This is a genomic window from Litchfieldella xinjiangensis, from assembly GCF_000759345.1.
Classification (GTDB): Bacteria; Pseudomonadota; Gammaproteobacteria; order Pseudomonadales; family Halomonadaceae; genus Litchfieldella_A; species Litchfieldella_A xinjiangensis.
Genome location: NZ_JPZL01000004.1, coordinates 361,879 through 377,400, shown reverse-complemented (window position 1 = coordinate 377,400; position 15,522 = coordinate 361,879). Strand labels below are relative to the sequence as shown.

General features: G+C 61.6%; 13 protein-coding genes. 5 read left to right on the top strand and 8 right to left on the bottom strand.

What is annotated here, in order from left to right:
• Positions 1–76 precede the first annotated feature (76 nt).
• The 3 genes from accC to dsbD form a co-directional block, all read right to left on the bottom strand.
• A complete protein-coding gene (gene accC / locus JH15_RS16470) occupies positions 77–1,417 on the bottom strand; it encodes an acetyl-CoA carboxylase biotin carboxylase subunit (protein WP_043532612.1) in 1,341 nt (446 codons plus the stop codon).
• A gap of 25 nt (positions 1,418–1,442) precedes the next feature.
• Positions 1,443–1,931 carry an acetyl-CoA carboxylase biotin carboxyl carrier protein gene (gene accB, locus JH15_RS16465; protein WP_043532302.1) on the bottom strand — a complete coding sequence of 163 codons (489 nt, stop codon included), beginning with the start codon at positions 1,929–1,931 and terminating at the stop codon, positions 1,443–1,445.
• 209 nt (positions 1,932–2,140) lie between these two features.
• Complete coding sequence (gene dsbD / locus JH15_RS16460) at positions 2,141–4,075, bottom strand: protein-disulfide reductase DsbD (protein ID WP_081949104.1); 1,935 nt, start codon at positions 4,073–4,075, stop codon at positions 2,141–2,143.
• A gap of 145 nt (positions 4,076–4,220) precedes the next feature.
• Here dsbD and JH15_RS16455 point away from each other — a divergent pair, with 145 nt between their 5' ends.
• Entirely contained in the window at positions 4,221–5,450 is a 1,230-nt protein-coding gene (locus tag JH15_RS16455) for a DUF2333 family protein (RefSeq protein ID WP_081949088.1), read from the top strand.
• 104 nt (positions 5,451–5,554) lie between these two features.
• On the opposite strand, the gene ppa is transcribed toward JH15_RS16455, so the two are convergent.
• A complete protein-coding gene (gene ppa, locus JH15_RS16450; RefSeq protein ID WP_043532300.1) occupies positions 5,555–6,085 on the bottom strand; it encodes an inorganic diphosphatase in 531 nt (176 codons plus the stop codon).
• 216 nt (positions 6,086–6,301) lie between these two features.
• Here ppa and JH15_RS16445 point away from each other — a divergent pair, with 216 nt between their 5' ends.
• Positions 6,302–8,023: a bifunctional protein-serine/threonine kinase/phosphatase gene (locus JH15_RS16445; protein ID WP_043532606.1), complete on the top strand. Its 1,722-nt coding sequence runs from the start codon at positions 6,302–6,304 to the stop codon at positions 8,021–8,023.
• Positions 8,024–8,118: 95 nt separating this feature from the next.
• Here JH15_RS16445 and JH15_RS16440 read toward each other — a convergent pair whose 3' ends face one another.
• On the bottom strand, positions 8,119–9,378 hold the full coding sequence (locus JH15_RS16440) for a 6-phosphofructokinase (RefSeq protein WP_043532298.1): 1,260 nt from the start codon (positions 9,376–9,378) through the stop codon (positions 8,119–8,121).
• 246 nt (positions 9,379–9,624) lie between these two features.
• Here JH15_RS16440 and mpl point away from each other — a divergent pair, with 246 nt between their 5' ends.
• Genes mpl through JH15_RS16425 form a run of 3 tightly spaced genes read left to right on the top strand, consistent with a single transcriptional unit; the run spans position 9,625 to position 12,255 of the window.
• Entirely contained in the window at positions 9,625–11,010 is a 1,386-nt protein-coding gene (gene mpl, locus JH15_RS16435; protein ID WP_043532296.1) for a UDP-N-acetylmuramate:L-alanyl-gamma-D-glutamyl-meso-diaminopimelate ligase, read from the top strand.
• Complete coding sequence (locus JH15_RS16430; protein WP_043532294.1) at positions 10,997–11,635, top strand: flavin prenyltransferase UbiX; 639 nt, start codon at positions 10,997–10,999, stop codon at positions 11,633–11,635. The genes mpl and JH15_RS16430 overlap by 14 nt, the downstream gene beginning before the upstream one ends.
• On the top strand, positions 11,632–12,255 hold the full coding sequence (locus tag JH15_RS16425; protein WP_197053352.1) for a LysE family translocator: 624 nt from the start codon (positions 11,632–11,634) through the stop codon (positions 12,253–12,255). The genes JH15_RS16430 and JH15_RS16425 overlap by 4 nt, the downstream gene beginning before the upstream one ends.
• Before the next feature lie 14 nt (positions 12,256–12,269).
• On the opposite strand, the gene JH15_RS16420 is transcribed toward JH15_RS16425, so the two are convergent.
• Genes JH15_RS16420 through JH15_RS16410 form a run of 3 tightly spaced genes read right to left on the bottom strand, consistent with a single transcriptional unit; the run spans position 12,270 to position 15,479 of the window.
• Positions 12,270–13,676, bottom strand: coding sequence for a bifunctional DedA family/phosphatase PAP2 family protein (locus JH15_RS16420; protein ID WP_043532292.1), 1,407 nt, complete (start codon positions 13,674–13,676; stop codon positions 12,270–12,272).
• Positions 13,673–14,614, bottom strand: coding sequence for a diguanylate cyclase domain-containing protein (locus JH15_RS16415; protein ID WP_043532290.1), 942 nt, complete (start codon positions 14,612–14,614; stop codon positions 13,673–13,675). The genes JH15_RS16420 and JH15_RS16415 overlap by 4 nt, the downstream gene beginning before the upstream one ends.
• Entirely contained in the window at positions 14,607–15,479 is an 873-nt protein-coding gene (locus JH15_RS16410) for a hypothetical protein (protein ID WP_043532288.1), read from the bottom strand. Before JH15_RS16410 ends, JH15_RS16415 begins: the two co-directional genes overlap by 8 nt.
• Positions 15,480–15,522 lie beyond the last annotated feature (43 nt).

Sequence of the window (15,522 nt, the reverse complement as noted above, 5' to 3'; positions counted from 1 at the left end):
TCCTACAACGGTAAGCATGACGGAAACAAGGACGGGGCGGCCAATGCCACCCCGTCATAGGCAGAATGCGTCCGGCTCAGAGGCCGAGACGTTTCTCGAGGTAGTGGATGTTGACGCCGCCGCGCTGGAAGTTGGCGTCACGGACCAGGTCCTTCTGCAGATCGGTATTGGTCTTGATGCCTTCCACCACCAGCTCGTCGAGCGCACTACGCATCCGGGTCAGGGCGCCTTCACGATCCGCGGCCCAGGTGATCAGCTTGCCGATCAGCGAGTCATAGTGGGGCGGTACCGTGTAGCCGGTATACAAGTGAGAGTCCATGCGAACGCCCAGGCCCCCTGGCGGATGATAGAGCGTGACCTTGCCGGGAGAGGGCATGAAGGTGCGAGAATCCTCGGCGTTGATACGACATTCGAACGCGTGCCCATTGAGCTTCACATCTTCCTGGCGAATCGACAGCGGCATGCCCGAGGCGATACGCAACTGCTCCTTGACGATATCGACACCCGTAACCATCTCGGTGACAGGATGCTCGACCTGAACGCGGGTGTTCATCTCGATGAAGAAGAACTGGCCGTTCTCGTAAAGGAACTCGAAGGTTCCCGCACCGCGGTAGTTGATTTCAAGGCAGGCATCGGTACACGCCTTGAGCACGCGGGCTCGTGCTTCGGGGTCGAGATGAGGGGCCGGGGCCTCCTCGAGTACCTTCTGATGACGGCGCTGTAGCGAGCAGTCGCGATCGTAAAGGTGTATGGCATTGCCCTGGCCGTCGGCGAGTACCTGCACCTCGACATGACGCGGCTGCTCGAGGAACTTCTCCATATAGACCGTGCCATCGCCGAACGCGGCGTTGGCTTCGTTCTGAGTGATGCTGATGGAGGAGAGCAGGCTGGCTTCGTTGTGCACCACGCGCATGCCACGCCCGCCGCCGCCGGAAGCGGCCTTGATGATCACCGGATAGCCGATGCGCTTGGCGATACGCAGCACTTCGTGCTCGTCGTCCGGCAGCGGTCCGTCGGAACCCGGCACGGTAGGCACACCGGCCTTCTTCATGGCATTGATGGCGCTGACCTTGTCACCCATCAGCCGGATGGTCTCGGCACGGGGACCGACGAAGACGAAGCCCGAGCGCTCCACCTGCTCGGCAAAGTTGGCGTTCTCCGAGAGAAAGCCGTATCCCGGGTGGATAGCGCTGGCATCGGTAACTTCGGCCGCACTGATCAGTGCCGGAATATTGAGATAGGACTGAGCCGAAGGTGCCGGGCCGATACACACGGCTTCGTCGGCCAGACGGACATGCATCAGTTCGCGATCGGCCTTGGAGTGCACTGCCACGGTGCGGATGCCCAGTTCCTTGCAGGCCCGCAGCACGCGCAGGGCAATTTCGCCGCGGTTGGCGATGAGCACCTTGTCCAACATAGTCGTATTGCCCATAACGTCCCCGTTAGCCGATGATCAGCATGGGTTGGTCGAACTCGACCGGCTCACCATCCTCGACCAGTATGGCTTCGACCACACCGTCATGATCCGCTTCGATCTGGTTCATCATCTTCATGGCTTCGACGATGCAGACCGGATCGCCTTTCTTGACGCTCTGCCCGACTTCAACGAAGGGCTTGGCGCCCGGGGCAGAGGCACGATAGAAGGTACCGACCATGGGCGAAGCGACAGCGTGTCCCTGGGGCTCGGCGGGGGCTGGCGTGGTATCCGAGGCTGGTGACGGACTCGACGAGGCGGTCGCATGTCCCGGGCCAGGTCCGTATCCCTGGCCTTGGCCCTGATAATAGGGTTGCGGCATGGACGGTGCCGGATAGCTCGAGCCGTTGGGATGACGACTGATGCGAACCGACTCCTCGCCTTCCTGGATTTCGATTTCGCTGATATTGGATTCTTCCAGCAGCTCGATCAGCTTCTTGACCTTACGGATATCCATGGGTCTGTCTCGATCAAAAGAGGGGTGTGAAAAGACGCAGTTAACCTGCTCAATATTTGCTCAGATCACGGCGATATCCTGCACTTTGCCGTCATCAATTGCATGAAAATCGTTTGCGCGGAGTGTGAACAAAATCGCAGCTATTGTCCAGTTCGCGACGTTTCGAGACGTGCAGCGATATTAAACGACCGTTTTACGCCCAGATCGCGTTAGCTGGGACGCGAGCCCAGCCAGCCGAGGAGCTGCTCGAGGTGAGCAGCAAAGCTAGGTGCGTCGACCACCCCCTGAATACGGGCGCTGCGAATCTCTTCACTGTGATCGAAGAATAATAGACTCGGCGGGCCGAAGAGATTGAAGTGTTCGAGCAATATCCGGCTATCCGTATCGGTCGCGGTCACGTCGATCTGAATGCGGGTAAAGGCCGACAGGGCCTGCGCCACCTCGGGATCGGGGTAGACCTGTCGCGCCATCTGCTTGCACGAAATGCACCAGTCGGCCGTGACATCGGCAAACACCGGCCGTCCTGCGGCGGAGGCCTTTGCCAGTTCGGTACGCAGCGTTTCGAGTCGCGTCACGATCACATCGGGTTCGTTGCTTACGGGTAGGGTCTGGCGTGAATCGCGTTTATCGGCGAGGGGCGCCAAGGGGCGAAGCGGATCCTGGGCGCCTGCGGCAGCCCCCAGCGTGAGGGCAAAGCCCCAAATCAGAAGAAGCAGGCCCGCTGCCTGCCAAAGGCGGGGCCAGCCTTGTGCGGTATCGCGTTGTAGGGCGCCTAGTGCGACCCCGCTACCTACGGCAAGGGCCGCCCACAGAAGCAGTACCAGCGAGGGGGGGAGCAGACGCTCGACCAACCAGATGGCCACGCCCAGTAACAGCACACCGAAGGCGTTCTTAACGCCGTTCATCCATGGGCCGCTACGCGGCAGTAGCGTGGTGCCGTAGGTACCCACCAGCAGTAACGGCACGCCCATGCCGAGTGCGAGAGCGAACAGGGCCAATCCGCCCATGGCGGCATTGCCTGTCGTGGAGAGGAATACGAGCGCCCCGGCCAGCGGTGCCGAAACGCAGGGTGAAACGACCAGTACCGACAAGGCGCCCGCCAACGCCAGACCTGGCGGCCCGCTATGCTGAGCCCGGGATTGCCAGGCATCGACGCGTGCCGCCACGGCCGGCGAAAGGCGCAGGTTGAAAATCCCGAACATGGCCAGGGCGAACAGAGCGAAGAGCAGGCTGAAGACACTCAGCACCCAGGGGGACTGTAGGCGGGCCTGCAAATTGAGGCCGGCCCCGAACAGGCCCATCAGCACACCGACGGCGGCATAGGTGACGGCCATGCCCGCCACATAACTGGCGGAGAGGCCGAAGGCGCGCTTCCGGCTGGGATTCTGCCCCACGATGATCGAGGACAGGATCGGAATCATGGGCAGCACGCACGGGGTGAACGTCAGGCCCAGGCCGGCCAGGAAGAACAGGCCGAGCACCAGCCAGGGATCGGCACCCTGAAGTAGATCGAAGAAGCGGCTGTCCTCGGATTGCAGGCGAGGCGCCTCGGCGGTCGACGCGGGTGAGGCCTCGGCCCCGGTAGCCGTTTGCTGCGCACTCGAGGTTGACTGCTGCGGTTCGATATCGGCAAAGACGGCCGGCGCCGAGCCGGGCAGAGCGTCAAGCGTCAGGCGCTCGGGTGGATAACAAAGGCCGGCATCGGCACATCCCTGAAAGGTGACGGCAACCGGTAGTGTTCCTTCCGGGCTGCCCTCGAAAGGGGCCTCGAGTACGACACGGTCATAGAAGACGTAGACGTCACCAAGAAACTCATCGCGCTTGAATTCACCGGGGGGCAGTTGCAACTCGCCCAGCGTGACCTCATCGCTCAGGCTCTCGAGGCTGAATCGATGGCGGTAAAGATAGTAGCCTTCGGCATTTTCGAAGCCGATATATAGCGTGTCATCGTCGTGCCAGGCACGGGCCTGGAATGCTTCGCGAACCGGGAGGAAAGCCGGTTCCTCAGCGTTTCCACCAAACCATTGGGCCTGGGCGGAAGCGGGAAGCAGCAGAATCAGGCCGAACAGCAGGATGATGAACCGGTATCTCAAGGTCTCGCCTCTCGCCCAGCGTTGACGGATCTCGAAGACGCGGCCGGCCATGCGGCACGGACGGTCGAGTGATATGGTGCGTGCTAGGATAACGCAATCGCTTCGCGATGTGTTGCCGCTCGGCATGGACAGGTTGTCGCGGTAACGATGGCGAGGTTGAGTCTTCAATCTTTTCAACCGCTCAAGGAAGTCGCCCATGGCACTCTTCGGCAAGCGCAAGGCCGGTGATCCCAAGCGCAACACGGATGTGCTCGAACGCCCCGATTACGGCTGGATCTGGAAACCCCTGCTGGCTCTGCTGGTTCTGTACCTGTTGGTTACGATCATTCTGGGGATCTGGTGGAGTCAGCCGCCTTCGACCTTCGATGTCGAGCAGGCCACCGCCGCCCAGCGTGGCGACGCCGCGGAAGCTACGACCCAGGCCGCTACTACGACAGCCTCTAGGGGCGCGGTGACGACCGCGACCCTGATGACCACAGTGGGTACCCTGCTCGAAAAGCCCGGCGGCTATCTTCGCAATGACAAGATGCCTCCCGGGGTGTGGCTGGATAACATGCCTAATTGGGAATACGGCGTGCTACGCCAGGCGCGCGATCTGACCCAGAGCTTGCCGGCGTTGTCCGAAGGGGATGAGGCGGCCTTCGCCGAGGCTCACGAACGGCTCTCGGCGAATAGTAAGGATTGGCTGTATCCCTCGGCGGAGCGTCGCTATGAACAGGCGCTGGAAGCACTTGAAGGCTATCTGCGTTCGTTGTCCGGCGAGCAAGGTGCCGGTTTTGCCACTAATGGCGATGGGGTATCGCGCTGGCTGTCTCGCGTAGAGCAGCGGCTGGACTCGCTGACGCACCGGCTGTCAGCCAGCGTGGCCGAGCGCGAAGCGCTGCGTGACCTGATCGATATCGAGACGGGCGAGGCACCGAGCCAGACACCCTGGTACAAGATCGATAACGTCTTCTTTGAAGCCCGGGGCACCGGCTGGGCCTTGATTCATCTTCTCGAGGCCGTGGAACATGACCTTGCCGACGTGATTGATGCAGCGGGCGCAACCTCCAATTGGCAGCAGCTGATTGCCGAATTGAAGCTCACCCAGCGCCGGGTATGGAGCCCCGTCATTCTCAATGGCTCGGGCTTCGGGCTGTTCGCCAATCATTCCCTGGTCATGGCCAACTACACCGCCCGTGCGCGCGAGCTTGCCCACCAGTTGGTTCGTCAACTCGATGGGGTGCAGGTCGAAAATGTAGACACGACGACTCAGCCTGCGACGCAGCCCGTCGATGAAGCCGAGAGCGGCGAGGCGCCGGAAAATCAGGGCGGGGATGGACAGGACGGACAGGATAAAGAGTCCGGTGAGCCTGAGCAGCGCTCCGCCAACGGCATGGAAAGCGAGGAAAACAATCCCGAAGATAGCGAGGGGCAGGCAGGCTGACCGCCAAAAACAATGGGCGCCCAGCCGAGGTGGGCGCCCATTTCGAGCAACTGCAGGACCGCCAGCGCTTCAGCTGGCAGTGCGACAGATCACTTCACGACAGATCAGGCCTTATCGTAGGCCGCGACGGCCTTCTCGATCGCCTTGCGGGCCGCTTCGGCATTGTCCCAGGACTCCACCTTGACCCACTTGCCCTTTTCGAGATCCTTGTAGTTCTCGAAGAAATGCGCGATCTGCTGGCGCAGCAGTTCCGGCAGGTCGGTCACTTCCTGAACATCGTCGTAGAGCGCGGTCAGCTTGGGATGGGGGACGCAGACCAGCTTGGCGTCTTCGCCCGCTTCGTCGGTCATGTTGAGGACACCGACCGGGCGTGCACGAATGACGCTGCCCGGCTGCACGGGATAAGGGGTGACAACGAGGGCATCGAGAGCGTCGCCGTCATCCGCCAGGGTGTTGGGGATGTAGCCGTAGTTCGCCGGGTAGAACATCGGCGTAGCCATGAAACGGTCGACCAGCAGGGCGTCCATGTCCTTGTCGATCTCGTACTTGATCGGCGCATGGTTGGCAGGAATCTCGATTGCGACGTAAATGTCGTTGGGAAGGTCCTTGCCAGCGGGGATCTTGTCGAAACTCATTTTACTTTCCTTGATATGACGGGATGTGGAGACCGAAATCCGTCGAATTATACGAACACGTCCGCGGGATTACCAATGCGACGAAGGCCGGTGTCTCGTCTGGCATTCCGAGATATCGCCCTCGAAAACCGCGATGTTCGTCACGTTGAGGAACGCGGGGACGTGTATCATGGACGCCGAACCCAGAAACGATCGCCCAGTATGGAGCAGGCACCGATGGAATCCGAGTTGTCGCTGAGCGTGGGGCAAGCGTTCGTCGCCCCCGAGCGTCGTCACCATCGTAGTTCAATGTCGGTCAGGATTCCGGAGGGGCAATTGCTTCGGATCAAGGGCGCCAGTGCCTTGATCAGCGACTCCACTTCACGTAACGCCCTCGCCAAGCAGGCCGGCGACTTGAGCGTGAGGGGCTTTCTGACCGACTATTTCTCAACGCCGGACCATTGGGACGTCAAGACCTCAGCGACCCGCGTACTACGTGCGCTCAATAGCTGGTGTTACAGTCAAAGTGGCCAGGTGCGCGGTGGCAGTTACATCACCTCGTGCTCGGCCATGGTCTATCAGGGACGCCTGGCCCACCTGTTCCATATGGGCGATACGTTGGTTTTCCGCCTGCGAGGCGCTGAATTCGAGCAGCTCAGCCGTGACCATGTCACCGACCTGGGCGGCTACCGCTACCCCTCGCGGGCATTGGGGCTCGATGGCAACATCGACATCGACTACGTGGAGCTACCGCTCAAGCAAGGCGATATCTTCCTGTTCACTACCCAGGCCGTGCGCGGCACATTGATGCCTTCCGATTACGTGCAGCTGATCCGGCAGGACGCCAGCGACCTCAACGCCGCCTGCGAACGCCTGGCGGACACGGCCCAGGCTCGGGCGCAGGAACGCGGTTATGGTGGTGAACAGTTCTGCTTCCAATTGGTGCGTATCGATCACTTGCCGGAGGAAGAGAAGGATCAGCCAGGCAAGCTTTACGGCGACCTTCCTGTTCCACCCGAGCTCTCGCCCGGTGATCGGCTGGATGGTCTGGAGGTGTTAGAGGTGCTTTCGCGTAATGCGCAATCTCGCGTCTATCGGGTGCGCGAACCCAGGTTACAGCGCGAGATGGTACTCAAGGCACCGAGCCCCGAGCTCTCGACACGTAACGCCTACCTCGAGCACTTCATGTTGCAGAAATGGGTCGTCGAGCGCGTCAATTCGCCATTCGTGGCCAAGGTCATGGAGCCTTCCCGGCCGCGCCGCTACCTCTATTACATGATGGCCTATGTCGAGGGCGAGCGGCTCAGCGACTGGGTGCAACGCCATCCCCAGGCGAGTATCCCGCAGCGGCTGGACATTGCGCTCCAACTCGGCAAGGCCGTGCAGGCCTTGCATCGTCGCGACCTGCTCCACCAGCAGATCCATCCCGACAACATCATGATCGATACGCACGGCCAGGTAGTGCTCACCGACTTCAGTGCCTGTCGCCTGCGTGAAGGCGATGGTCATAAACGCTCACGGGAGCTGGCCCGCGAACTGGGCCTGACCGAGCACAGTGCACCGGAATACGCACTGGACGATGACGTTGGGCGCCGCAGTGATCAGTACGCACTGGCCTCGACCATCTATTGGTTGCTGACCGGGGAGCAGCCATATGCCTTTGCCCCCCATCAACTGCGTAGCCATACCGATCTCGAACAGCTCACCTATCGCAGCGCTCGCGATTTCAATCCGGAAGTGGGTGACGAGCTAGACGAAGCATTGCGCCGCGCCCTCGACCCCCAGAGAGCGTTGCGTTTCCGTCGTCTCTCCGAGTTTCTCTACGCCTTGCGTAATGCTCAGGGACGAGGTCGCCCTAAACGAACCCATCACCGCCTGTGGCGGGAGCCGGTGAGATTATGGCAAGGGCTGACCGTGGTGCTATTGCTGTTGTTGACCCTGTCCTGGCTGTTGCGCTGAACACGTAGCCACGAGGATGCGGTCACAGCTGGAACGGGAGGGCGAAACCTATCGCGCAGCCTGACTGCGCGATAGGTCGTACCGCGGGGAAGGGCCTAGAGCGTGAACTCGGGCAGTTTACGCTCGACCTTGGCCAGTTTCAGCTTGGCGACTTGGGGCAGGCCGTTCTCGAAGGGGGGGAATTCCTCGCCCTGGATGAGCGGTTGCAAATACTGACGGCAGGCCTCGGTGATGCTGAAGCCATCCTCGCTAATGAAATCGCGCGGCATGAACTTTTCGCGGTTGGCCACTTCGGACAGCGGCGCGGCATCGATGCGCCATTCATAAGGCGTGTCGCTCACGCGCTTGATGGTTGGCATCATGGCGTTCTTGCCTTCCAGTGCCAATTCAACGGCCTTCTGACCCACGGCATAGGACTGTTCGACATCGACCCTGGACGCCAGATGGCGTGCCGCGCGCTGCAGGTAATCGGCAACGGCCCAGTGGTACTTGTAGCCGAGATCCTGCTTGATCATGCCGGCCAGTGTCGGTGCGACGCCGCCGAGCTGACGATGGCCGAAGGCATCGGTGTTTCCGGAGTCTGCCAGGAACGTGCCATCGGGATAGCGGCTGCCTTCCGAGACCACGATCACGCAATAGCCATAGTTCTTCACCGATTCCTCGACGCGCGCCATGACGGCAGCACGGTTGAAATCGATTTCGGGGAAGATGACCAGGTGGGGCGGTTCGCCTTCCCCTTTGCCGGCCAAGGCACCCGCTGCGGCAATCCAGCCGGCATGGCGACCCATGACCTCGAGCACGAACACCTTGGTCGATGTGGAGCACATCGAGGCGATATCCAGCGAGGCTTCCAGCGTCGAGGTCGCAATATACTTGGCCACGCTACCGAAACCCGGGGAGTTGTCGGTGATCGGTAGATCGTTGTCGACCGTCTTGGGCACGTGGATGGCCGTCAGGGGGTAACCCAGCTTTTCGGAGAGCTGCGATACCTTCAGGCAGGTATCGGCACTGTCACCACCACCGTTATAGAAGAAGTACCGGATATCGTGAGCCTTGAAGACTTCGATCAGGCGCTCGTACTGGGCACGATGCGACTCGATATCCTTGAGCTTGTAACGGCACGAGCCAAAGGCCCCGCCCGGCGTATGACGCAGCGCGGCAATGCTCTCGTCGGACTCCTGAGAAACGTCGATCAGGTCCTCGGTCAGGGCGCCGATGATGCCGTTGTGACCGGCGTAGACCTTGCCGATACGGTCGGATTCACGGCGGCAGGTCTCGATCACGCCGCAGGCACTGGCATTGATCACGGCGGTCACGCCGCCGGACTGGGCATAGAAGGCGTTGTACTGAGCCATAGGGGCTGTTCCGCTCCTTGGAAGGGTCTGTTGTGGTCAGGGCATATATGAAAGCACGCTTTCGCATAAGCCCTATGGGTTCGGGATGCTAGTCGGTTTCGGGATGTAAGCGTCTCCATCTTAGCCGAAAGTGGTGTCCGACGCATCCGCGCTTCGTTGGCAGCCCTGGCCTGCCTGTGGTGGCCCGTCAGGTGCCGTGCTAGTCTCGCTGCCATTACTCAGGAGCCGTTCTTTCAGGAGTTATCGATGCACGTTCATATCCTCGGGATCTGCGGCACTTTCATGGGGAGCCTGGCGCTATTGGCCCGGGAACTTGGCTTTCGCGTCAGCGGCTCCGATGCCAACGTCTATCCGCCCATGAGCACCCAGCTTCAGGAAGCCGGCATTACCTTGCTCGAGGGCTATTCGGCGGACAATCTCGAGCCGCGTCCGGATCGGGTCGTGGTCGGCAACGCCCTGTCGCGAGGCAATCCCGAGGTCGAGGCCGTGCTCGACCTGCACCTGCCTTATCAATCCGGCCCGGAGTGGCTCGCTGAGCATGTCCTGCCGGGGCGCAAGGTGATTGCCGTAGCAGGTACGCATGGCAAGACCACCACCGCGAGTCTAGTGGCCTGGCTGCTCGAAAGCGCGGGCCTGTCGCCGGGCTTTTTGATTGGTGGCGTACCCCGCAATTTTGGCCTCTCGGCGAGACTAGGCGATCCAAGCGCGCCCTTCGTCGTCGAGGCGGACGAGTACGACACGGCATTTTTCGACAAGCGCTCCAAATTCGTCCACTACCGGCCTGATGTTGCCATTCTGGGTAACCTGGAGTTCGATCATGCCGATATCTTTCCGGATCTGGCAGCCATCGAACGCCAGTTCCATCACTTGGTGCGTACCGTACCGGGTAGCGGCCGCCTGCTGGTTGCCGATGGCGAGGCAGCACTTGAGCGTGTCATCGAGCAAGGTTGCTGGAGTCGTATATCAAAGTTTGGTCACGCTTCTGGGAGTGAATGGCGTCTCGCACTCGAGCGTGACGATGCCAGCCGCTTTCGCGTGGTGCATGAGACCGACTCGATGAGTGAAGATGCCATCGTCGATTGGGCACTCACCGGCGAATACAACGCGCGCAATGCCCTGGCCGCGTTAGGTGCCGCCCATGAATGCGGGGTCGACCTGGCGCGAGGTTGCGCTGCATTGGCCCGCTTCGAGACACCCAGGCGCCGACAGGAAGTGCGGGGCGAGATCGCCGGGATCCAGGTGATAGACGATTTCGCGCATCACCCTACGGCAATAGCCGCAACGCTGCATGGCTTGAGAGCGGCGACCCCCAAGGGGCGGCTGCTGGCGGTGATCGAGCCGCGCTCCAATACCATGCGTCTGGGGACGCTGCGCGAGCGATTGGCCCAGAGCACGGCCGAGGCCAATCGCGTGTGGTGGTATCAGCCGCCTGAACTGGATTGGTCATTGGACGAAATGGTGGCCATGAGCGTGGTTCCGAGCGAAACGGTCAGTGTGCTCGACGAGCTCGTGGCGGCCGTGGTCAGCGAGGCCAAACCGCTGGATAGAATCGTGGTGATGTCCAACGGTGGATTCGGCGGGATTCATGCCAAGTTGTTAACGGCTCTGGAGTCGGCGCATGGCGAGCGTTGATCCCGGTTCCCCCTTCCTGCCGCCCGTTACGGTGGCGTTGACTGGGGCCTCGGGGGCGCAATATGGACTACGGCTCATTCAGTGCCTGGTGGCGTCGGGGCATGAGGTGTGGGTCATGATCTCCAAGGCCGCGCACATGGTCGTCGATACCGAGACTGATGTGTTGTTACCGGCCCAACCACGTCGACTGGCGGAGGCGCTGCAAGCGCATAGTGGGGCCGCCGATGGCCAGATCCGCTGTTTCGCCCGGGAGGACTGGATGGCGCCGGTGGCCTCGGGCTCGGGGGCGCCGGCCTCGATGGTGATCTGTCCCTGTTCGACGGGAACGCTATCCGCAGTGGCCACCGGGGCGAGCAACAACCTGATCGAGCGCGCCGCCGATGTTGCGCTCAAGGAGCGCCGGCGGTTGATCATGGTGCCGCGCGAGACCCCGTTTTCTGCCATTCACCTCGAGCATATGCTGACCCTGACGCGGATGGGGGCGGTCATACTGCCGGCGGCTCCCGGCTTCTATCATCGACCGCAACGTGTCGACGACATGATCGATTTCATCGTCGCACGTATCCTCAACCAGCTCGGCATCGAGCATACGTTGGTTCCTCGCTGGGGAGAGACGCCCACGTGATCAACCTGTCGATCCTGTCGGTCTTCATTCCGACGTTCTTTCTGGTGTCGCTGACCCCGGGCATGTGCATGACCCTGGCCATGGTGCTGGGCATGACCCAAGGGGTGAAGCGTACCTTATGGATGATGTTGGGTGAGCTGGCGGGTGTGGCATTGGTGGCCATTGCCGCCGGGGCCGGCGTGGCGGCGCTGATGCTGCGTTACCCGGAATGGTTCGCCATCTTCAAGTGGGTGGGGGGTGCCTATCTTGCGTATCTCGGGGTGATGATGTGGCGCTCCCGGGGGCGCATGGCGATTCCGCTCGAAAGCCGGGACGCGCCTCGCGCCTCGCGCCGGCAACTGGCGTTGCAGGGGTTCGTCACGGCCATCGCCAACCCCAAGGGCTGGGCGTTTTTCGTGGCACTCTTGCCGCCATTTCTGGATGCCTCGATGCCGCTGGCCACGCAATTGCTCGTACTGGTTGCGATCATCCTGACGATCGAGTTCGTGTGCCTGGTTCTCTATGCCGGGGGCGGGCGCACGGCACGCAAGCTCCTGGGAGAAAGCCAGAACGTCAGGCTGCTCAATCGCATCGCAGGTACGCTGATGGTGGGCGTCGGCGTGTGGCTGGCGCTGGGCTGATATGCCCAGCGCCATCAGGCATGCGGCAGCAGCGCAATGCGCGCTGACAATAGCACCAGCGATGCCGCTGTCAGCCAGCCCCAGGGAGCGGGGATCAGCGGGCGTGGGGCGAAGCGATGGTAGCTGATCCGTACCAGGGCGCAGACCATCAGGCCGAGCAAGGCGCCGCCAACGATATCGCTCGCCCAGTGGACACCGATGATCAGGCGTGACAGGGCCATCGGCACACAGATGGCGATGGCTACCCAGTATGCCCAGAACCGCCACTTCATGGGCAGTTCCTGGGCGATGAAGGCGGCCGCCAACCCGTACAGCACAACGGCTGTCGAGGCATGCGCACTGGGGTAGGACATCGATCCCACGAGGTAATCCGGAACGTCGGGACGGGCGCGTGCTGCGAATTGCTTGAATAAGGTATTGGCAATGGCAATGCCGATCAGGGCGCCAGCGAAATGGGTGAACGCGACGAAGTGCCGTGCCCGGAGCAACCAGATGCCCCATGGCAGAATCAGCGCGAGAACACCGTAGGCATCGCCCATCTTGGCCAGAAACTGGCCGATGGCCAACAGTGTGAGCCAGTCGAACGTGGCGAACAACGACTGAATCTGCAGGTCCATGGCCAGAGGTCCTTGGGCCTCGAGAACCATCAGGGTCCACAGGCAGAGCGCCACCAGGCTCAGTATCAGCAGGGTCAGCGATGCCAGCGGAAACTCGCTACGTGGTTGATGGTTGCTCAGTATCAGCCATACGCGGCGGCGCCAGCGCTTGCCACGGGCGAACCGGGCCATCATGCGATAGGCACGCCCCTCCCGGGCGAGCTGATGGCGCAACAGGGAAAAGGTCACTCCGAGCAGCCCGATGACGGTGAGTAGCGTCATTGACCAGTACGGCATGCCAGCGGATACCTCCAGGAGTTGTTCCCAATTGCGGCCCAGCAGGTAGCCGGGAAGTATGTAGGCAGGGGCCCATAGTAGCGCCGAGGCCACGTTGGCCCAGGTAAAGGCCCAGGGGGACATATGCAGCATGCCCGCAATCATGGGTACGATCGGGCGTACCGGGCCCACGAACCGCGCGAGCAAGACTGATAGGGCCCCGTGGCGTTGAAAGAAGCGGGCGCCCCGGGAGAGCCATTCCGGGTGTCGATCGAAGGGCCACAGGTGCGGAATGCGTTCACGCTGCGTGTAGCCAAGGATAAAGCTCACCCCATCGCCGATGACGGCCCCCAGGCAAGCGGCAGGCAGTACCAACCACAACGACAATTCCTGATGACCTGCGAGCGAGGCGGCGGCCGTGATGAGCACCACGCCGGGAACGGCGATGCCGACCAGGGCGAGGCTCTCGACAAGCGCAATCACCAGTATGATCAAGAGTAGCAGGGCGGGAGAGGGCGTCAGCTGGTAAAGCCAGTCGGCCAGATTCAATGCGTCGACTCCATCAGGGCATGGCCCTTGATTTGCAGGCGCTGTTCGAATGAGCTCCAGGTTTCTTCACGGTGCGGTGAGCATACTGCGATACGCGAGGCGATAGGCCCGGTCTCGCTGAGCACGGTACTGCCCAGTGCGGTCAGCAGGCGATGCCGTACCATCAGCGCCCCTGTTTCCCCCGTGTCGGTCAGCACCAGCCAGAACAGCGAGGTCTTTACCCGGCCCAGGCTATCATTGACCCGGCAGGTCTGTTGTGCCGAATGACTGAACTGCTGAAGCAATTCCCGGCGAAGACGCGTACCGAACTGTTCGTGAGCCATTTCCAATTGGGGGAGGTGGATGACCAATACGCTGAGTCGACGTTGCAACAGGCTGGCGCGCGCAAATTCGCTATCGAGCTGCTCGTGGATGGCTTCGTCGTTCAACGCCTGGCATTCGCGATCCAGGGGATCGGTGGCATCGAGCAGGCTGCGCTGACGGTACTGTTCGAGTGGCGCCAGCATGCCCAGTATAAGGATGGATAGATAGGCAAAGGTCTCGTTGCTCGATACCTCGACATTGGCGGGTAGAAGCAGCCAGAACGGCGTCAGTATCAGGTTGATGAGCAGGGCGGGGCCCAGGGGCAGCAGCAGCAAGGAGAGTAGCGGCGGCAGGCCAAGCCAAAGTGTCGCGCTCTGCGTTGCCTGGCTGAGTTCGACGCCCAGTACCAGATAACAACTGATCAGGACCAGGTAGGCAGCCATGCGCTTGTAGCGATGGCCGACCAGACGCAGCACGGTCGCACACGCCAGGAGCAGGGCCATCACCGCAGGTAGCAGAATCCTGGCAAAATCTCCCATCAGGTAATGCCACAGGGCATAGCCGAACATCAGCAGGGCGCCTGCCGCATAGGTCATGGCAAAGAGACGGGGGGGCCATGCCTTTCCTTCATGCATGGGCCACCTCCCGTTCGATGATGACCACGGGCGCGTCCTGCCTCGCCAAGGCCTGGCATTCGGCGGCCAGTGTCAGTGGATAATCGAGCGGGACGACACGGCTCTGATGCAAGTGACGCAGCTTTGCAAGCAGGGCTTCGCGTCGTTGACGGGCATGCTCCCGATTGCGGCTGGTGAGAAGAGTGGCCAAGGTTCTGCCGTCGATTCGGTAGCAGTGTTCGAAGGGTTGGATGGCCTCGCTCAATGTCTGTGACAAGGCCCAGCAATGACGATGACGCGTACGCAATAGAACGAGTTCGGCATAAGTGCCTTCCCGGTCGCTGCGCGCACTCTCGCGGGGAATATCGTCGAGCAGTTGCGAGACGGTCCACAGGCGAGCGCCCGGAATCAGTCGCACACGATCGCTCACACCTCGCCATAATGGACGATAATGCTGGACACGGGCCAGGCCGAGCAACATGAGCGAGGCCAGCACCAAGGCGCTCAAAACACCTTGCTCCGTGCTCAAGTGGGCCTGGACCTGCCACCAGCTCGAGATGGCTAGAAGCACATTCAGCACCACCACCCAGCGTGGCTGGGGCAGCATGAGCAGGATGGCATAGGCCCAGAGCCACGTGGCGAATTGCAACGGTTCCAGCCAGACCAGGCTGGCCAGTAGCAGGGTCGGCACGAGCTGCCAAGGCGCCCGGGCAGGCCAGCGCTGACTGAGCTCGTGGAGGGTGGCGCTTGCCAGCAGCCACAGCGCGCCGATCCATAGCAGGGCCTGGACTGTCCGGTTGTCGGCCTGGGATGCCAGGAGCGCCATGACGACGGCGCCCAGCATCAGGATGAAGCGGAACAGGCCTGTTTTGTACTTGCTATCCATGGTGCCTTAAGATACTTCCTTCTCTTCCACGGTCGGCAGACGC

Coding starts and splice junctions, on each gene's coding strand:
- accC (WP_043532612.1), bottom strand. CDS start 1,417: ATGTTGGACAAGGTGCTCATCGCCAACCGCGGCGAAATTGCCCTGCGC.
- accB (WP_043532302.1), bottom strand. CDS start 1,931: ATGGATATCCGTAAGGTCAAGAAGCTGATCGAGCTGCTGGAAGAATCC.
- dsbD (WP_081949104.1), bottom strand. CDS start 4,075: ATGGCCGGCCGCGTCTTCGAGATCCGTCAACGCTGGGCGAGAGGCGAG.
- JH15_RS16455 (WP_081949088.1), top strand. CDS start 4,221: ATGGCACTCTTCGGCAAGCGCAAGGCCGGTGATCCCAAGCGCAACACG.
- ppa (WP_043532300.1), bottom strand. CDS start 6,085: ATGAGTTTCGACAAGATCCCCGCTGGCAAGGACCTTCCCAACGACATT.
- JH15_RS16445 (WP_043532606.1), top strand. CDS start 6,302: ATGGAATCCGAGTTGTCGCTGAGCGTGGGGCAAGCGTTCGTCGCCCCC.
- JH15_RS16440 (WP_043532298.1), bottom strand. CDS start 9,378: ATGGCTCAGTACAACGCCTTCTATGCCCAGTCCGGCGGCGTGACCGCC.
- mpl (WP_043532296.1), top strand. CDS start 9,625: ATGCACGTTCATATCCTCGGGATCTGCGGCACTTTCATGGGGAGCCTG.
- JH15_RS16430 (WP_043532294.1), top strand. CDS start 10,997: ATGGCGAGCGTTGATCCCGGTTCCCCCTTCCTGCCGCCCGTTACGGTG.
- JH15_RS16415 (WP_043532290.1), bottom strand. CDS start 14,614: ATGCATGAAGGAAAGGCATGGCCCCCCCGTCTCTTTGCCATGACCTAT.
- JH15_RS16410 (WP_043532288.1), bottom strand. CDS start 15,479: ATGGATAGCAAGTACAAAACAGGCCTGTTCCGCTTCATCCTGATGCTG.